Genomic DNA, 16,762 nt, shown 5'->3' on the forward strand with positions numbered 1-16,762 from the left:
TTAGAAGTAAATATATTTGCAATAATTTCATAATCATTAGGTCATTGTTATTGGTAATTTATTTCTATTGTTAAAATCATAATTATTCTCTATGTTAATGTTATTAAAGGGTTTTTTATCTTAATTGGCAGTGAGTTATCAATCATATTGTTAATAGAGTTTATTATTAATTAATGGAGTTTATTATGTGTGTTCGGAATGAAATTTAATTTAATAAGCATTAGATTTACTAATGTTTTTTCTGTTTGAAATGATGTGGATGGCTATTTTTGGAAAAAATATTCGTAGGAATAGCTGAAAATTTGAAAAATGCCATAGAAAAGATAAGGATTTTATGGCATTCCATAGTTTAAAAAATAGGCTTGATGATGTTCTCTTTAAATATTATCGTATTATGGCTATTTGCCGTTTGAAATATTCTATATAAAATAAAGTTATTTTCTTCAGAAATCCCAATCTTCATCCTCTGTATTAACTGCTTTACCGATAACGTATGATGAACCGGAACCAGAAAAGAAATCATGATTTTCATTTGCATCAGGTGATAATGCAGAAAGTATTGCTGGGCTAACATCTGTCATTTCTGATGAAAATAATGACTCATATCCTAGATTCATTAGTGCTTTATTAGCATTGTAATGCAGGAATTTTTTTATATCTTCTGTAAAATTGACAATATTATAAAGCTCTTCTGTATATTTTATTTCATTTTCGTATAAATCAAATAATAATGAAAAGGTGAAGTCTTTAATTTCTTTTTTCTTTGATTTACAATATTTCTTCAATGATTTTTGGAATTTATACCCAATGTAATAACCGTGAACAGCTTCATCACGAATAATAAGTCGGATTAAATCGGCTGTATTTGTTAATTTTCCTCGGCTTGACCAATACATAGGTAAATAAAAGCCGGAATAGAACAAAAATGATTCCAGAAAAACACTGGCTACCTTTTTCTTTAATGGATGAACATCACAATAATAATTTAAAATAATTTTAGCTTTATTCTGCAATGCGGGATTATTTTCACTCCAGTGATAAGCATCATCCACATCGGCAGTTAGGCATAGTGTTGAAAAGATAGAACTGTAAGATCGTGCATGAACAGCTTCCATAAAGCTAATATTGGAGATAACTGCTTCTTCATGAGGTGTCTGTGCATCCTCCATCAATGCTGGAGCGCCAACAGTGTTTTGAATCGTATCCAGTAAGGTCAAGCCAGTAAGAACCCGGATAGTGAGTTTTTTCTCTTCTGATGTCAATGTGTTCCAGGAGGGAATATCATTAGATAACGGGATTTTTTCTGGTAGCCAAAAGTTGGTTGTTAGCCGATTCCAGACTTCCAGATCTTTGTCATCTTCAATCCGATTCCAGTTAATTGCACATATAGGATTGTTAATCATAATAAATTTCCAGCATTAATTTTACAATGAGCATGAAATACAGCCTTGTACTTCTGTACCTTCCAGAGCAATTTGTCTTAAACGAATGTAATAAAGCGTTTTGATCCCTTTACGCCAGGCATAAATTTGCGCTTTGTTAATGTCGCGGGTCGTGGCGTCATCTTTGAAGAAAAGTGTCAGTGATAACCCCTGATCGACATGTTGAGTCGCTGCGGCGTAAGTATCAATAATTTTTTCTGGTCCGATTTCGTAGGCATCTTTGTAATATTCAAGATTGTCGTTAGTCATAAATGGGGCAGGGTAATATACCCGTCCTACTTTACCATCTTTACGGATTTCGATACGGGAGACAATCGGGTGAATACTTGATGTTGAATTGTTTATATATGAAATAGAACCTGTGGGAGGAATAGCCTGAATATTCTGATTGTAAATACCATGAGCCATAACCGAAATTTTCAGTTCAAGCCAGTCTTGTTGATTAGGAATCACGATTCCTGCTTGTTCAAATAACTGACAGACTTTTTGGGTCTGAGGTTGCCAGGATCTTTCCGTATATTTATTGAAAAATTCACCACTGGCGTAACGAGAGTCTTTAAAACCTTTAAAGTAACTATTACGCTCAATTGAGATCTGATTTGAAGTACGCAGAGCATGATAAGTAACGATATAGAAATAGATATTTGTGAAATCTATTCCCTCTTCAGAACCATAATAAATTCTTTCCCTTGCCAGATAACCGTGCAGATTCATTTGGCCTAAACCAATTGCATGGGAATCCAGATTTCCTTTTTCAATAGAAGGTACTGAACGGATATTGCTCATATCTGATACGGCGGTTAAAGCGCGGATAGCGGTTTCAATTGAAAGCGCAAAATCAGGTGAATCCATTGTATGAGCGATATTCATTGATCCCAAATTACAACTAATGTCTTTGCCAATATGGCGGTAACTTAAATCATCTTCATATTCACTGGCACTGTTAACTTGCAAAATTTCGGAACATAAATTACTCATATTAATTCTGCCCTTAATTGGGCTAGCACGATTCACCGTGTCCTCATACATAATATAGGGATAACCGGATTCAAATTGGATCTCAGCTAATGTTAGGAAAAATTCACGAGCATTGATTTTTAATTTACGAATGTGTTTGTTATTCACCATTTCAGTATATTTTTCTGTAATGCTAATTTCAGACATTGGTACACCATAAACTCTTTGAATATCATAAGGTGAGAACAGATACATATCTTCGCTGTTTTTAGCCAATTCAAAAGTAATATCAGGAATGACAACGCCAAGAGAGAGTGTTTTTATACGGATCTTTTCGTCAGCATTTTCCCGTTTTGTATCCAGGAAACTAAGAATATCAGGGTGATGAGCATTGAGATAGACAGCACCTGCACCTTGGCGTGCACCAAGTTGATTGGCATACGAAAATGCATCTTCTAGCATTTTCATTACAGGAACAACACCTGATGACTGATTTTCAATCATTTTTATTGGTGCGCCCACTTCTCGTAGATTACTGAGTAAGCATGCAACACCGCCGCCACGTTTTGAAAGTTGTAATGCTGAATTGATTGAACGCCCAATGGATTCCATGTTGTCCTCAATGCGAAGCAGGAAACAAGAAACCAACTCTCCCCGCTGTTTTTTTCCGCAATTAAGGAAAGTTGGCGTCGCGGGTTGAAAACGGCCACTGATAATTTCATCGACCAGACGACAAGCCAGGGTCTGGCTGCCTTGGGCTAGAGTCAGCGCTACCATACATACCCGATCTTCATAACGTTCTAAGTAGCGTTTATTATCGAAGGTTTTCAGGGTATAGCTGGTGTAGTATTTGAATGCGCCCAGAAAGGTTTGAAAGCGGAATTTTTTGCTATAGGCTTGCCGAAAGAGTTTTTTAATAAAAGCAAAATCGTACTGCTCCAATACCTTTGTTTCGTAATACCCCTCTTGCTGGAGGAAATCCAGTTTCTCTTTTAGATCATGGAAATGGATCGTATTTTGATTTACATGCTGGCGGAAATAATGATAAACAGCCAGTTTATCTTTATCAAACTGAATCTTTCCTTCACTGTCGTATAAATTGAGCATAGCATTTAGAGCGTGGTAATCTTGCTGTTTGTTAATTTGGGAAGTCATGATTGCATATTCTCTGGTGAGTAGTGTTGCCAAAATCTTTGAATACCCTTGCGTACCCGTTGTACATCTTCTTCGGTGCCCATTAACTCAAAACGATACAGAAGTGGTATCTGACATTTTTCTGAAATTATCCGTCCGGCAATGCCATAAGCTTCGCCAAAGTTTGTATTTCCGGCGGCTATAACTCCCCGAATTAGAGTTCGGTTTTCGGCAATATTCAGAAATCGGATCACTTGTGGTGGAACAGCGCCTTTAGTACCGCCGCCGCCATAACTTGGTATCAGCAAAATGTAAGGAAAGGTTACGTTTAGTGGGATAACTGATTTGTCTACTGGAATGCGAAGAGCTGGCATTTTCAGTTTCTGGACAAATCTATGGCTATTACCTGATGAACTAGAGAAGTAGATCAGCGGATTTATGTTCATAATAAACCTACACATTCTCGGCTAACATATTGATTTTATCAGGGCGGAATCCTGACCAGTGCTGTGTGCCTGCAATGACCACTGGAACTTGCTGGTAGCCCATAGCGCGGATAATAGCTAAAGCCTGAGGGTCTTTGGTTAAGTCAACAATCTGATAAGGAATGTTTCTTCGGCTTAGAGCTTGGTAGGTTGCACTGCATTGTACGCAGTCAGGTTTGCTATAAATAGTAATGCACATTAAGCACTCCTTTTCCAGTTTGTGGGTATGTAGTGACAAAGTTTGGTTCATTAGTAACAATTTCTTAAAAGGGACTAATTAGACTTATACTATATATAGTGAAATTTTATTTCAACCACACTATATATGGTGTCAATTCTATGCTGAATGACTATTGTCAAAATTACAGTGTTAGTTATTCCTTGTGGTTAGAGGGTTTTTCTCCTCTTTAGGAAAGCTTAAGTTTTCTAGTCAGTGGTAAGGGAGCAACTGAATTCATCATTGCAATTTATTGAAAAGACGATTTACTCTAATCTCAATAATGATTGATATTTTTTTCAAGAGAGGTGGTTATGTATCATCAGTATTTTGAGACACCTAAAGGATTTCCTAAACCGTATGTTCATATCACTGCGGATGATAAAGGAGTGACCAGTCTATATTTTGTTGATGAAAAAACAGCGCCTGAAGTGAAAAATGATATCACTAAACAGTGCGTGAAAGAGCTACGGGGATATTTTGCGGGTAAACGTACTGAGTTTTCTGTTCCACTCAATCCAGAGGGAACTGAATTCCAACAGCGTGTATGGTTGCAGTTATGTAAAATCCCATTTGGAGAAGTGTGGAGTTATAAGCAATTATCATTAGCATTGGGTTCAGCGAATTATTGTCGCGCAGTAGGAATGGCTAATTCTCGTAATCCGATCTCATTAATTGTACCTTGCCACCGTGTTATTGGACATGATGGTAAATTAGTTGGATATACCGGGGGTTTAAATATTAAAAGTTGGTTGTTGGAACACGAAAGAGCATAACAGTTTGTTTGTTTGATAAATTGCCTGATAAAAGACCAGGGACGGTTATAGAATATCTATATATGTGCATTATTTAGCAGCAGAACTAAATAAAGATAACATCCATCGAATTTTATTATGCTTTTCGTGATCTTGGTTGTAGACAGTGAACCAATTTATTTGCTGTACTGTATATGACACAGGTTTTGTGTCTTATTTTCACATTAAAGGTATGTTTGATGTCAAAAATTAAAGGTAACGTTAAGTGGTTTAATGAATCTAAAGGATTCGGGTTTATCACTCCAGAAGATGGTAGCAAAGACGTATTCGTACATTTCTCTGCTATTCAGAGTAACGGATTTAAAACTCTGGCAGAAGGTCAAAAGGTAGAGTTTGAAATCACTGACGGCGCTAAAGGCCCATCTGCTGTAAACGTTGTCGCTATCTGATTTTAACTCCGTATTGCGAAAACCCGTTGTTTCAACGGGTTTTTTTTAGTTTTTGCTAGATGTGTGATGAAATTTAAAGCTCGTTCATCAATGAGAAAGCTAAAATTGTCATCAGCAATGATCCAAAAAGATTAAGCAAAACAGTTCCCAAAGCCCATCCCAGTTTTCCATCTAGTAAGAGATAAACAACTTCGACAGAAAAAGTAGAAAATGTGGTTAGACCACCACAAAAACCGGTGGTCAGCATTAATTTCCAGGCCGGATTAAGATATGTGGATTTATTAAAATATGCCAACCCCAGTCCGATGATGAATGCACCAATACAATTAACTGTGAGGGTGCCAACTCCAATTGCGATATTAGTAGAAATATTATTAAGGCGGAGGCTTATAAACCAACGTAATACACTGCCTAAGCCGCCGCCGATAAATACGGCCAGAATAATATTAAGCATAACTGGGCTTATGATTATTTAACTTCTTCACCCTTGGCTTGCAAATCAGCATGATAAGAAGAACGGACAAATGGCCCACAAGCAGCATGGGTGAATCCCATTGCCAGAGCTTCTTCTTTCATTTCATCAAATTCTTGTGGGCTGACGTAGCGCTGTACCGGCAAATGGTGGCGGCTGGGTTGCAGATATTGGCCTAGAGTTAGCATGGTGACTCCGTGGCGGCGCAGATCACGCATGACATCAAGAATTTCTTCGTTAGTTTCACCGAGACCTACCATCAGACCCGATTTTGTTGGGATATGAGGATGGGCTTCTTTGAACTTTTCAAGTAATTTTAGTGACCACTCATAGTTCGCGCCGGGGCGTACTTGACGGTAAACCCGTGGTACGTTTTCCAGATTATGATTAAAAACGTCTGGTGGTGTCGCTGTCAGTATTTCAAGTGCACGATCCATACGCCCACGGAAATCAGGAACCAGAGTTTCAATTTTAATGGATGGATTTTTTTCACGGATAGCAGAAATACAGTCAGCAAAGTGTTGAGCACCGCCATCACGCAGATCATCACGGTCAACAGAGGTGATGACCACATAGCGCAGGGCCATATCTTTAATGGTTTGTGCCAGTTTTACCGGTTCGTTGGCATCAGGAGCTGTTGGACGGCCATGGGCAACATCACAGAAAGGGCAACGACGGGTACAAATTGCGCCAAGGATCATAAAAGTCGCTGTTCCGTGATTGAAACATTCAGCCAGGTTAGGGCAGGAAGCTTCTTCACAAACGGAATGCAGGCCATTCTTGCGCATAGCAGATTTGATACCCTGAATGCGGCTGGAATCCGCAGGAAGTTTGATTTTCATCCACTCAGGTTTACGCAAGATTTCTGTGCGTTCGGTAATCACTGTTTTGACAGGGATCAGCGCCATTTTGTCTGCGTCGCGGTACTTAATTCCGCGTTCCATCTGAATTGGTTTACTCATAGTCGTGCTGGTTCCAGTGTTAAATTCATCAGGTTGAGATTTATCTTCAGCCCACTGTGTGATAAATCCATTAAAAAATTTTGAAAAATATTAAAAAATTATAGCATCTTTAACTATTCAGTTTAAATCCTAACTGTTGGCAGAAGGTTTCTACCAAGATAGGTTGTACTTGCTCAATAGTAATTCCAGGGACTAATTCACTGAGTTGAGTCATTTTCATGCCAGCATAGCCACAAGGATTAATTCGTAGAAATGGTTCTAAATCCATTGCAATATTGAGTGCCAGACCGTGGAAAGAACAGCCTTGGCGTATTCGTAATCCGAGGGAGCAAATTTTGGCTTCATTGACATAAACACCAGGAGCATCTGGTCGGGCATAGGATTCCACACCAAAGTGAGCAAGTGTTTTAACGACAGTATCTTCTATCGCTGTAACCAATTGCCGTACACCAATTTTGGCGCGCTTGATGTCAATCATGACATACATAACCTGTTGACCAGGACCATGATAGGTGACTTGTCCACCACGATCGGATTGGATAATCGGAATATCACCGAGAGATAACACATGCTCTGCTTTACCTGCTTGTCCCTGAGTAAATACTTTTGGGTGCTGTACCAGCCAGATTTCATCGGGTGTACTAATATCTCGCTGCTCAGTAAACAAGTGCATTGCATCAGAAATCGGCTCGTAGGGTTGTATTCCTAATTGGCGTAAGAAAATCGTTTTATGTTGCAATTGAAACTTCATTTGGTAGCTATAAGATTTAGCCAGTATAACCCTCAGAAGAGATTCTCACCAGTTTAGTACACTTGAAATGGTGCTGTTTCTGATAGATAAACAATCCCCCTGAGAAATTACAGGGGATTGTTTTAGTTCATGTTACAACACCACTCGTACCAGTTTAAGGTTACCTAACTCTTCATACAGAGTTTCTATTTGTTCAATGTGAGTAGCATTGATAGTAATGGATACTGAGTGGTAGTTGCCTTTGCTGCTTGGCTTCACTTGTGGAGAGTAATCGCCCGGCGCATGGCGTTGAACCACTTCAACGACCTGATTGACTAACTCAGGCTCAGCTAAACCCATTACTTTGTAGGTAAATGAGCAAGGGAACTCAAGCAGTTCATTTAATTTTGTTTTCATGGGCGCTCCTGTTTTACTTTCCGCAATACGTCTGGTCAGTCTTTTCTATAAAATTTGATATTTTCCCCGTTTACATCAACGGGGGTACTTATTACGGTCAGGCTGTAGCTTGACTCGTTTCGGTAGGTTCCTGCTTTAACTATTAACCAAACCAGTGATGGAACAGCAGTTTGATATAGTCGATAAAACGGCTGAAAATACCGCCTTCTTTCACTTCATTCATAACAACTAAAGGACGCTGTTCGACAGTCTTGCCATCAAGTTGAAAGTTGATTGTACCGACGACCTGATTTTTCGCTAGCGGGGCATGTAATTCAGTATCATTCATGACATAGCTGGCTTTCAGATCTTTCAAACGGCCTCTGGGAATAGTCAGATAAACATCTTTATCAACGCCTAGCTGAACCCTATCATTATCTCCAAACCAGACAGGTTCAGAGGCAAATTCTGTGTCAGATTTCAGTGGCGAGACGGTTTCAAAGAAACGGAAACCCCAGGTCAGCAGTTTCTTACTTTCTGTCTCTCGGCCTTTATAAGTGTGACCGCCGAGTACCGCAGAAATCAGACGCATATCGCCTTCAGTTGCAGAAGCAACTAGGTTATAACCCGCTGCATTAGTGTGACCGGTTTTGATACCATCTACATTCAGACTTTTATCCCATAACAAACCGTTGCGGTTTATCTGACGGATATTGTTGTAGGTAAATTCTTTCTCTTTATAGATAGTATATTCTTCAGGAACATCGCGGATTAGTGCTTGACCAATCAGTGCCATATCACGGGCAGAGCTGTATTGGCCTTCTGCATCCAGGCCATGAACAGTTTTGAAATATGTATTCTGTAAGCCAAGCGATTTTACATAGCCATTCATCAGATTAACGAACGACTCTTGGCTGCCAGCAACGTAATCCGCCATTGCAACACAAGCATCATTACCGGATTGTAAGTTTATACCGCGGGATAGCATAGAAACTGAAACCTGATCTCCGGGTTTGAGGAACATCAGGGAAGAGCCTTTAAATACCGGATTACCTGTTGCCCATGCATCAGTACCAACCGTGACCATATCATTTGGCCCGATTTTGCCTGATTTGATTGTCTGACCAATAACATAACTGGTCATCATTTTTGTCAGGCTGGCAGGGTCACGGCGAGAGTCTGCATTCATTTCAGCCAGAACTTTGCCTGAGTTGTAGTCGATAAGAATATAAGCTTCAGCATCGATCTGAGGCACACCTGGGATCATCGTTTTCAGGTTTATATCATTCCCATTGGCAAAGGCAGAAACGTTCATTGCCAGCGCAATACTCAAGGTGGCGCTTTTTATAAAACGAGAAGTGGTTGTGTATTTCATGGTCGGTTGGACAACATCCGTGAGAATAAGGTTGATATCGGGCCATATCATAGCAAATGAAGAAAAATACTAACATTGGCAAATTTTGACAGGCCGCCAGTTTACGTTTTTTTACCTTGCTTGCTGATATCTAAGCAAAACCCAGATATCAGCGAGAGGAAAGCTAAGGACTGACGATAAAAGAAGATTGCTGTATCTGGTCAGCCAGTTTCTGTTGTAAATCGGTAGCGTGCTGGCGATTGCTAAATGGCCCCAATTGTACACGATAAACATTACTATATTGAGTTACGCGTCCTTGAACATTAAAGCGCTGTTCTAACGTTCGTTGCCACTCTTTTGCCCGTTGCTCACTGCTAACGGCACCAACCTGGACCATAAAACCATTTGCAGAGGAGCTTGTTGATACTGTTGCTGTTGAAGCACTGTCGGCAACTGGTTTAGGTGGTTGTAGCTTCATTGCGGGTAGTTGCTCAGTAGCTTCTGGTTGTATAGCCAATGGTTGCGTTTGTTCCTCAGGCTGATTAGTCAGAGGGCGGCTGACAGTCTGATCTGGAACATTTCCCATTGTGGGTGTTCCTAGCTGGTTTGTTGTCAGCGTTGGTCTGCCTGGCAGGGCATAACTCTGTTTAACTATCTGGCTGCCAACAGTACCGGGGCCAGATACAGAGCCATCCTGAGCGACCTGAATAAAATCAATCTTAACTTTGGTACTTTGGGTTAGATTCAGGCGTTCAGCAGAAGCCTTTGATAGATCGATAATTCTCCCTGGTTTATAAGGACCGCGGTCATTGACTCTGACTATCATCATACGGCCATTGCTTAAGTTGGTCACGCGAACATAACTCGGGATTGGTAGTGTTGGGTGGGCGGCTGTTAGTGCATAAGGGTTAAAACGTTCACCAATTGCTGTCATTTTGCCACTGTATTCTGCACCATACCAACTGGCATAACCTGTTTCACTAAATTGAGATGGGTCTTGCACAATATGATAAATATGCCCGTTCATCTGATAATCATTATTGGCGCCAGGATGATAAGGCTCATAGCGAGGTTCTGCACCCAGAATATCCTGCGTTGGTACCGCAGGTAATGGGGAAGATTTTTGCTCGTTAGGAGCAGTACAGCCGGATAACAGAGCTGCAATCATGCCGAGTATAAGCCAGTGTTGACGCATTGAAACCTCTTCTCTATAAACTTTTAGACAATAATTTTCGGTGTGTATGAATCGACATTATAATCCCGAAACCAGCCATTAAGACGATCAAGGCTGAGCCGCCATAACTGACAAATGGTAAAGGAACGCCTACCACAGGTAGAATGCCGCTCACCATGCCGATATTGACGAAGATATAAACAAACAGGATTAACATCAGGCTGCCAACCATGACTCGGCCAAAAGTGTTCTGTGCCCTGGTTGCGATAGCCAGCCCGCGCATAATTAATAACAAATATAATGTTAGTAACAGTAACACGCCGATTAAACCAAGTTCTTCCGAGAGTACGGCGAATATGAAGTCTGTATGGCGTTCTGGAAGAAATTCCAACTGAGATTGAGTGCCGAGTAACCAACCTTTACCTGATAGGCCACCGGAGCCTATAGCGATTTTTGATTGAATGATATGGTAACCTTTACCCAATGGATCAGTTTCTGGATCAAGTAACATCATTACCCGATCGCGTTGATATCCATGCATCAGAAAGAACCATAAGATCGGGATAAAACAGGCTAATAACAAGGCTGCAATACCGATCAGCCGCCAGCTCATCCCAGCAAGGAATAGGACAAACAGGCCGGAAAATGCGACCAGAATTGAAGTACCGAGGTCTGGTTGGGCGGCGACGAGTAAAGTTGGCAGGAAAATCAGCATTAGAGCGATAGTTGTATTTTTTAGCGATGGTGGACACAAATCGCGGTTCATAAAACGGGCAATCATCAGTGGTACAGCGATCTTGGCAATCTCAGAAGGCTGGAAACGGATGATCCCTAGATCGAGCCAGCGCTGCGCCCCTTTACTGATCTGTCCGAACGCATCGACAAAAATCAGTAAAACGACACAAACGATATATAGATAAGGTGCCCAGCCTTCATAAACTCTTGGGGGGATTTGCGCCATAATTATCATGACAACCAGTCCGGCACCAATTTGGCTGATTCTGCGCTCCATCATCCCCATATCTTGACCACTGGCACTCCACATAACAAAAGCGCTGTATACTAGCAGTGCTAGAATGCACAGCAACAGCGGTAAGTCGATATGTAGTTTGGTCCAGAGGGGAACCTTTTTTGGGTTTTCTGTCATGGTGTTATTCAGCCATTTTCTGTTCCGGGTGGTGTTGGAGCCGCATCCGGTAATGTTGTGTTGTTATCCCCTAACAATACATGGTCGAGGATTTGGCGAACAAGGGTTCCTACTGCCGGACCTGCACCACCATTTTCTAAAATGATAGAAAGGGCTATCGTCGGGTTTTCATAAGGGGCGAAGGCAATCATTAGCTTGTGATCCCGTAAATGCTCAGCAATTTTACTGGCATTGTAAGTTTCATAGCTATAGACCTGTGCTGTTCCTGATTTGGCAGCTGCTTTATACGGCGTTCTAGTAAAACTCTTGTGACCAGTACCGTTTGGCAGGTTAGCAACACCATACATACCGCTTTTTGCCAGTTCCCAGTATCCTGAATGGATATCACCTATTTGAATATTTTCTGTTTGTTGATAAGGGATCATCTCACCTTTCAGTTTTTTACCCAGCAGCAGATGCGGTGTTTTTACGTTACCGTCATTAATTAAGGTTGTTAGCGCTTTTACCATTTGAATTGGCGTTGCTGTCCAGTATCCCTGGCCGATCCCAACAGGAATAGTGTCTCCCTGATACCAAGGTTTTTTATATTTTCTTTGTTTCCATTCACGGGTAGGCATGATACCTGTGCGTTCTTCAGACAGGTCAATGCCCGTGTATTCACCATAACCAAACTTAGTCATCCATTCAGATAGGCGGTCAATTCCCATATCATAGGCAACCTGATAGAAGAAAGTATCCGCAGATTCCACGATGGATCTATATGCATTGAGACTGCCATGTCCCCAGCGTTTCCAGTCACGGTAGCGTTTTTCTGAACCCGGTAATTGCCACCAGCCCGGATCAAAAATGGTGGTATTTTTATTGATAACGCCGGTGCTTAGTGCTGCAACGGTAATAAAAGGTTTTACCGTTGACGCAGGAGGATAGATCCCTTGAGTTGCACGATTAATAAGCGGTCGGTCAGGATTATTTAATAATTCCTGATAGTTCTTGTTGGAGATACCGTTTACGAATAGATTTGGATCATAGCTTGGATTAGATACCAGTGCTAGAATTTCCCCATTATGTGGATTACTGACAACGACGGCAGCGCGGCTGGTTGTGAGTAGTTTCTCAATATAGATCTGCAACTCAAGATCGATAGTCAGATAAATATCTTGCCCGGCTTGTGGCGGTTGTTCATGTAATTGACGTATCACACGGCCACGATTATTGACTTCGACTTCTTCATAACCGGTTTTGCCATGTAAAACAGATTCATAATAGCGTTCAATACCTAGTTTGCCGATATCATGGGTGGCGGCGTAATTGGGTAAAATACCTTCCTTGTCCAGCCGTTCTACATCTTTATCATTAATTTTAGCGACATAGCCAATGATATGAGTCAGTGCTGAACCGTAAGGGTAGAAGCGGCGTTGATAGCCTTTTATTTCGAGGCCGGGGAAACGGTACTGGTTAACAGCAAAGCGTGCTACTTGGATATGATCCAGTGAAGTTTTCAGTGGAATGGAGGTAAAGCGGCGCGATCGCTTACGTTCTTTTTCAAAGTTAGCAATATCTTCATCAGTCAGATCGATAATATTCCGTAAATCACTCAGCGTTTGCTGAAGGTTCTCGACCTTTTCAGGTATGACTTCCAACTGGTAGATTGTTCGGTTAAGCGCCAATGGTGTGCCTTTACGGTCATAAATAATACCTCGGCTTGGAGCGATTGGAACCAGTTTGATACGGTTTTCGTTTGAACGGGTTTGGTAGTCTTCGTGGCGAGTGATCTGTAAATGGTAAAGATTGGCAATCAGGATACCAGCCAGTACTAGGATGATGATAAACGCCACCAATGCGCGGCGGGCAAATAGGGCTGATTCAGCCGTATAATCACGAAAAGGGGTACGTTTATTCTTCATCCCATTGCCAGAATTCGCTTTTATCCGTTGGTAACCAAATTATTCCCGGTGATAGGGATGATTGGTGGTAATGCTCCATGCCCGGTACAGGCTTTCTGCAACTAAAACTCGTACCAAAGGATGGGGTAAGGTTAAAGGTGATAATGACCAGCTTTGTTCCGCAGCAGCTTTACATGCCGGAGCAAGACCTTCTGGCCCGCCTATCAGCAAGCTTACATCTCTACCATCTTGTTTCCAATGTTCAAGCTGTTGCGCTAGTTGAGGCGTTTCCCAACGAGAACCCGGAATGTCTAGGGTGACAATGCGGTTGCTTTTACCGACAGCGGCCAGCATTTGTTCACCTTCTTTCTCCAGAATGCGTTTAATATCCGCATTTTTACCCCGTTTCCCAGCAGGAATTTCTACCAGATCAAATGGCATATCTTTTGGGAAACGGCGTAAATAATCCGTAAAGCCGGCCTGTATCCAGTCCGGCATTTTTGTACCTACAGCGACTAATTGCAGCTTCAAACTCAGCTCCAAAGTTTTTCAAGTTCATACATACGGCGACTCTCTTCCTGCATGACATGTACGATAACTTCACCGAGGTCTACGACAATCCAATCGGATACGCCCTGTCCCTCAACGCCAAGTGGAGTCAGACCACTCGCACGACAGTCATCAACTAGATGATCTGCGACAGACATCAGATGGCGACTGGAGGTTCCGGTGCAGATAATCATGCAATCGGTAATACTGGATTTCCCATGAACATCCAGAGAAACAATATCTTGTGCTTTGGAGTCTTCAAGTTTATCAATAACAAATTGTTGGAGTTCTCTACCTTGCAAAAGGTTCATCCTTATTTTTTATCAAATTGATCAAATAGTGCCGAATAATAGCATGCCGGGCCACTTGAGAGTAAGCCAACTAAATGACTAATCGGGCCAGATTTCGCTATTGGCGATATAACCCCTGTGAATCTATATATTTTTGTACTAAAGGGGTGAGCAAATCATCACAATTTAGCCCTTGCTGGAGACGCTGGCGGATATCTGTTGCTGAGATACGCAATAGTGGTGTATCTGCCAGATAGATATAACCGTTAGGCTTGCTGTTAAGTAGGGCTGGGTCGTAGATTTGGTGTTGTGTAAGCCATTGCTGCATTTCAGCTATTGAAAGTTGGGGCTGATAACCGGGGCGGGCACAAACCAGTAAATGACAGATATTTAGTAGTTCTGGCCAACGATGCCAGGTATGTAGTGATAACAAAGAGTCCAGACCGATTATAAATGCCAGTGATTGTTTTTCACCAAGCTCCTGACGGAACGATTCCAATGTATCGATTGTGTAAGAAGGAGTGGTGCGTTCCAGTTCACGGGTATCGATTGTAAACAGTGGATGGTCCTGTGTTGCTAGTCGTACCATTGTAAGCCGCTGTTGTGCGGTGGCTTCTGGTTGTGGGCGGTGGGGGGGAACATGGTTTGGCAGCAAAATCACTCGTTTCAGGCCAATTTGATGTGCCAGTGTTTCGATGGGATGCAGATGCCCATAATGGATTGGGTCAAATGTTCCACCAAATAATGCTTGAATAACGGGTTGTACTGGACAAGTAGTATTAATGGTATGAGGCATTAAAAAAGCTCTCAGGTAATGTTTTTCCACATAACAACATGGAAAGTGTTTCTAAATCTGGCCACACAGACTGACCATAATCCTGTTTAACCCGAAGCTCCATTTGTACAAGTAGATGAATTGCTAGTTGCAAATCATGTCGAGTTAGACGTTGCAGCGCACTTGTCAATAATGGGCGGCGGTTCTGCCATACTCGATGTTGATCTAACAGAGTTTTAATGGGAGTTGTGGTGCTTTGGCGTTTTAGTGTAAGTAGCAGCTGTAGTTCACGTTGTATGGTACGCATCAGAATAACAGTTTCACAACCTTCCTGTTTTAACTGTTTCAGGATATGCCAGGCTCGTTTTGCCTTTCCTGATAATAATGAGTCTACCCAGTGATAAGGTGTGAAGTGAGCCGCGTCATTTACGGCATTTTCAACACGGTGTAGGGTCAGTTTACCATCTGGATATAGCAGGAAGAGCCGCTCAAGAGCTTGGGCCAGTGCCAGTAAGTTTCCTTCATAACAGTAGCATAATAGTTGATTGGCTGGTTCTTCCAGAGTCAGTTTCATGACCCTGGCCCGTTGTGCGATCCATTGAGGTAGACGGCTCAGTTCAGGTGTCTGACAACTGATGTAAACTCCATTTTTTCCTAATACTTTAAACCAGTTACTGTTTTCTTGGGCTTTGGTCAATTTTAAACCGCGTAGTATCAGCAGTATATCTGGGTGAAGCAATTCTGCCAGTTTTACCAGTTGTTCAGCTATTACTGTGTTAGGGCCATTTTCTGGCAGCAGTAAAGTGAGTGTTTGACGGCTGGCAAATAGGCTTAGTGACTGGCAAATACTGAATATCTCATTCCATTCGGTATGATTATCCAGGGCATAAGTGAAGTGTTCTGTGAAAGAGTGCTGTTCAGCGGCCCTGCGGATATGATCTTGGCTTTCCTGTAATAGCAGGGGGTCATTGCCCCATATCAGATAACAGTTTCGCAGCCCTTCATTGAGCTGCGAAATCAGTTGTTCGGGATAAAGTTTGATCATTGTGCTTGTGCAGTTTGTTGTCCAGCCTGTTTTTCCTTGGCTTTTTGTTCTTCTGCACTATGAACAGTCAGTAACTGGCGAACTAACTGGCGAGCAGCCTGTTCACGCATTTCCTGATTGATCATCTCGTTTTCAGCATCTTTCGCCAGTGCTTCTAACGGATTGTCGAAAAAAGAACGATCAACCCTAGATTGGAGCGGATAGACGCTACCGTCTGGCATAATAACCTGTGCATTGACATATAGGGTCAGTTGGCGCTCAGCTGCCTTACCATCCTGAAAAACAGAGACGGTGTCTTTATTTTCAGAAGAACCTATTAGTTTCAGAATAGGAACTTCGGTGCTGCCATTTTCAAGGATTGTGACGTTATTCAGACGAAGTTGCTGGCGCACAGAACGAGTCAGTGGCCCGTATGGGTCGCTGCTTGCTAATTGCAGCTTTTTGAGTTCTAGGGGTACCTGAGTGGTACCACGTAGATGAAAACCGCAGCCAGCGGTGACCAGCACCGCTAACCCCAGCAACAACGTTAAAATACGATGCCGCACA

19 protein-coding genes are annotated in these 16,762 nt (G+C 41.8%); 2 read left to right on the plus strand and 17 right to left on the minus strand.

Annotation, left to right across the window (positions count from 1 at the left end; genetic code table 11):
• Positions 1-443: 443 nt before the first annotated feature.
• From nrdF to nrdH, 4 genes are read right to left on the minus strand one after another with little or no spacing between them, the layout of a single operon-like run.
• Positions 444-1,403 (minus strand): class 1b ribonucleoside-diphosphate reductase subunit beta, encoded by a 960-nt coding sequence (gene nrdF / locus EAE89_RS10170; protein WP_214085751.1) that lies wholly within the window; start codon positions 1,401-1,403, stop codon positions 444-446.
• A gap of 21 nt (positions 1,404-1,424) precedes the next feature.
• The gene (gene nrdE, locus EAE89_RS10175) at positions 1,425-3,554 is read right to left on the minus strand and encodes a class 1b ribonucleoside-diphosphate reductase subunit alpha (RefSeq protein WP_054476676.1); all 2,130 of its coding nucleotides are present in this window, start codon (positions 3,552-3,554) and stop codon (positions 1,425-1,427) included.
• On the minus strand, positions 3,551-3,973 hold the full coding sequence (nrdI, locus tag EAE89_RS10180; protein WP_214085782.1) for a class Ib ribonucleoside-diphosphate reductase assembly flavoprotein NrdI: 423 nt from the start codon (positions 3,971-3,973) through the stop codon (positions 3,551-3,553). The genes nrdE and nrdI overlap by 4 nt, the downstream gene beginning before the upstream one ends.
• Positions 3,974-3,986: 13 nt before the next feature.
• On the minus strand, positions 3,987-4,217 hold the full coding sequence (nrdH, locus tag EAE89_RS10185) for a glutaredoxin-like protein NrdH (protein ID WP_172909703.1): 231 nt from the start codon (positions 4,215-4,217) through the stop codon (positions 3,987-3,989).
• Positions 4,218-4,549: 332 nt separating this feature from the next.
• On the opposite strand from nrdH, the gene EAE89_RS10190 reads away from it, so the two are divergent.
• Both EAE89_RS10190 and cspE read left to right on the plus strand, forming a co-directional pair.
• Positions 4,550-5,011, plus strand: a complete 462-nt coding sequence (locus tag EAE89_RS10190) for a methylated-DNA--[protein]-cysteine S-methyltransferase (RefSeq protein ID WP_054476682.1) — start codon at positions 4,550-4,552, stop codon at positions 5,009-5,011.
• Positions 5,012-5,229: 218 nt separating this feature from the next.
• Positions 5,230-5,439: a transcription antiterminator/RNA stability regulator CspE gene (gene cspE, locus EAE89_RS10195; RefSeq protein ID WP_021323071.1), complete on the plus strand. Its 210-nt coding sequence runs from the start codon at positions 5,230-5,232 to the stop codon at positions 5,437-5,439.
• Between the two features lie 73 nt (positions 5,440-5,512).
• Here cspE and crcB read toward each other — a convergent pair whose 3' ends face one another.
• From crcB to lptE, 13 genes are all read right to left on the minus strand, one after another.
• Positions 5,513-5,893: a fluoride efflux transporter CrcB gene (gene crcB, locus EAE89_RS10200; protein WP_214085752.1), complete on the minus strand. Its 381-nt coding sequence runs from the start codon at positions 5,891-5,893 to the stop codon at positions 5,513-5,515.
• A 14-nt stretch (positions 5,894-5,907) separates the two neighbouring features.
• Positions 5,908-6,873 carry a lipoyl synthase gene (gene lipA / locus EAE89_RS10205; RefSeq protein ID WP_054476686.1) on the minus strand — a complete coding sequence of 322 codons (966 nt, stop codon included), beginning with the start codon at positions 6,871-6,873 and terminating at the stop codon, positions 5,908-5,910.
• Positions 6,874-6,982: 109 nt separating this feature from the next.
• Entirely contained in the window at positions 6,983-7,624 is a 642-nt protein-coding gene (gene lipB / locus EAE89_RS10210; protein ID WP_054476688.1) for a lipoyl(octanoyl) transferase LipB, read from the minus strand.
• Between the two features lie 132 nt (positions 7,625-7,756).
• Positions 7,757-8,020: a DUF493 family protein YbeD gene (ybeD, locus tag EAE89_RS10215; RefSeq protein ID WP_054476689.1), complete on the minus strand. Its 264-nt coding sequence runs from the start codon at positions 8,018-8,020 to the stop codon at positions 7,757-7,759.
• A gap of 142 nt (positions 8,021-8,162) precedes the next feature.
• On the minus strand, positions 8,163-9,374 hold the full coding sequence (dacA, locus tag EAE89_RS10220; protein ID WP_214085753.1) for a D-alanyl-D-alanine carboxypeptidase DacA: 1,212 nt from the start codon (positions 9,372-9,374) through the stop codon (positions 8,163-8,165).
• 163 nt (positions 9,375-9,537) lie between these two features.
• A complete protein-coding gene (gene rlpA / locus EAE89_RS10225) occupies positions 9,538-10,548 on the minus strand; it encodes an endolytic peptidoglycan transglycosylase RlpA (RefSeq protein ID WP_214085754.1) in 1,011 nt (336 codons plus the stop codon).
• A 13-nt stretch (positions 10,549-10,561) separates the two neighbouring features.
• Positions 10,562-11,674 carry a peptidoglycan glycosyltransferase MrdB gene (mrdB, locus tag EAE89_RS10230; protein WP_054476696.1) on the minus strand — a complete coding sequence of 371 codons (1,113 nt, stop codon included), beginning with the start codon at positions 11,672-11,674 and terminating at the stop codon, positions 10,562-10,564.
• 8 nt (positions 11,675-11,682) lie between these two features.
• Entirely contained in the window at positions 11,683-13,578 is a 1,896-nt protein-coding gene (gene mrdA, locus EAE89_RS10235; protein ID WP_054476698.1) for a peptidoglycan DD-transpeptidase MrdA, read from the minus strand.
• A 39-nt stretch (positions 13,579-13,617) separates the two neighbouring features.
• Entirely contained in the window at positions 13,618-14,088 is a 471-nt protein-coding gene (rlmH, locus tag EAE89_RS10240) for a 23S rRNA (pseudouridine(1915)-N(3))-methyltransferase RlmH (protein ID WP_054476700.1), read from the minus strand.
• A gap of 2 nt (positions 14,089-14,090) precedes the next feature.
• Positions 14,091-14,417, minus strand: a complete 327-nt coding sequence (gene rsfS / locus EAE89_RS10245; protein ID WP_072161812.1) for a ribosome silencing factor — start codon at positions 14,415-14,417, stop codon at positions 14,091-14,093.
• 97 nt (positions 14,418-14,514) lie between these two features.
• Entirely contained in the window at positions 14,515-15,192 is a 678-nt protein-coding gene (nadD, locus tag EAE89_RS10250; RefSeq protein WP_054476704.1) for a nicotinate-nucleotide adenylyltransferase, read from the minus strand.
• Complete coding sequence (gene holA / locus EAE89_RS10255; RefSeq protein ID WP_054476705.1) at positions 15,176-16,216, minus strand: DNA polymerase III subunit delta; 1,041 nt, start codon at positions 16,214-16,216, stop codon at positions 15,176-15,178. Before holA ends, nadD begins: the two co-directional genes overlap by 17 nt.
• A complete protein-coding gene (gene lptE, locus EAE89_RS10260) occupies positions 16,213-16,761 on the minus strand; it encodes an LPS assembly lipoprotein LptE (RefSeq protein WP_188093340.1) in 549 nt (182 codons plus the stop codon). Before lptE ends, holA begins: the two co-directional genes overlap by 4 nt.
• Position 16,762: the final 1 nt, after the last annotated feature.

The organism is Photorhabdus heterorhabditis (assembly GCF_018448905.1).
GTDB classification, from domain to species: domain Bacteria; phylum Pseudomonadota; class Gammaproteobacteria; order Enterobacterales; family Enterobacteriaceae; genus Photorhabdus; species Photorhabdus heterorhabditis.

Excerpts from the sequence above, each read along its gene's own strand:
- nrdF (WP_214085751.1), bottom strand. The coding sequence starts at position 1,403 with ATGATTAACAATCCTATATGTGCAATTAACTGGAATCGGATTGAAGAT.
- nrdE (WP_054476676.1), bottom strand. The coding sequence starts at position 3,554 with ATGACTTCCCAAATTAACAAACAGCAAGATTACCACGCTCTAAATGCT.
- nrdH (WP_172909703.1), bottom strand. The coding sequence starts at position 4,217 with ATGTGCATTACTATTTATAGCAAACCTGACTGCGTACAATGCAGTGCA.
- EAE89_RS10190 (WP_054476682.1), top strand. The coding sequence starts at position 4,550 with ATGTATCATCAGTATTTTGAGACACCTAAAGGATTTCCTAAACCGTAT.
- cspE (WP_021323071.1), top strand. The coding sequence starts at position 5,230 with ATGTCAAAAATTAAAGGTAACGTTAAGTGGTTTAATGAATCTAAAGGA.
- crcB (WP_214085752.1), bottom strand. The coding sequence starts at position 5,893 with ATGCTTAATATTATTCTGGCCGTATTTATCGGCGGCGGCTTAGGCAGT.
- lipA (WP_054476686.1), bottom strand. The coding sequence starts at position 6,873 with ATGAGTAAACCAATTCAGATGGAACGCGGAATTAAGTACCGCGACGCA.
- lipB (WP_054476688.1), bottom strand. The coding sequence starts at position 7,624 with ATGAAGTTTCAATTGCAACATAAAACGATTTTCTTACGCCAATTAGGA.
- ybeD (WP_054476689.1), bottom strand. The coding sequence starts at position 8,020 with ATGAAAACAAAATTAAATGAACTGCTTGAGTTCCCTTGCTCATTTACC.
- dacA (WP_214085753.1), bottom strand. The coding sequence starts at position 9,374 with ATGAAATACACAACCACTTCTCGTTTTATAAAAAGCGCCACCTTGAGT.
- rlpA (WP_214085754.1), bottom strand. The coding sequence starts at position 10,548 with ATGCGTCAACACTGGCTTATACTCGGCATGATTGCAGCTCTGTTATCC.
- mrdB (WP_054476696.1), bottom strand. The coding sequence starts at position 11,674 with ATGACAGAAAACCCAAAAAAGGTTCCCCTCTGGACCAAACTACATATC.
- mrdA (WP_054476698.1), bottom strand. The coding sequence starts at position 13,578 with ATGAAGAATAAACGTACCCCTTTTCGTGATTATACGGCTGAATCAGCC.
- rsfS (WP_072161812.1), bottom strand. The coding sequence starts at position 14,417 with ATGAACCTTTTGCAAGGTAGAGAACTCCAACAATTTGTTATTGATAAA.
- nadD (WP_054476704.1), bottom strand. The coding sequence starts at position 15,192 with ATGCCTCATACCATTAATACTACTTGTCCAGTACAACCCGTTATTCAA.
- holA (WP_054476705.1), bottom strand. The coding sequence starts at position 16,216 with ATGATCAAACTTTATCCCGAACAACTGATTTCGCAGCTCAATGAAGGG.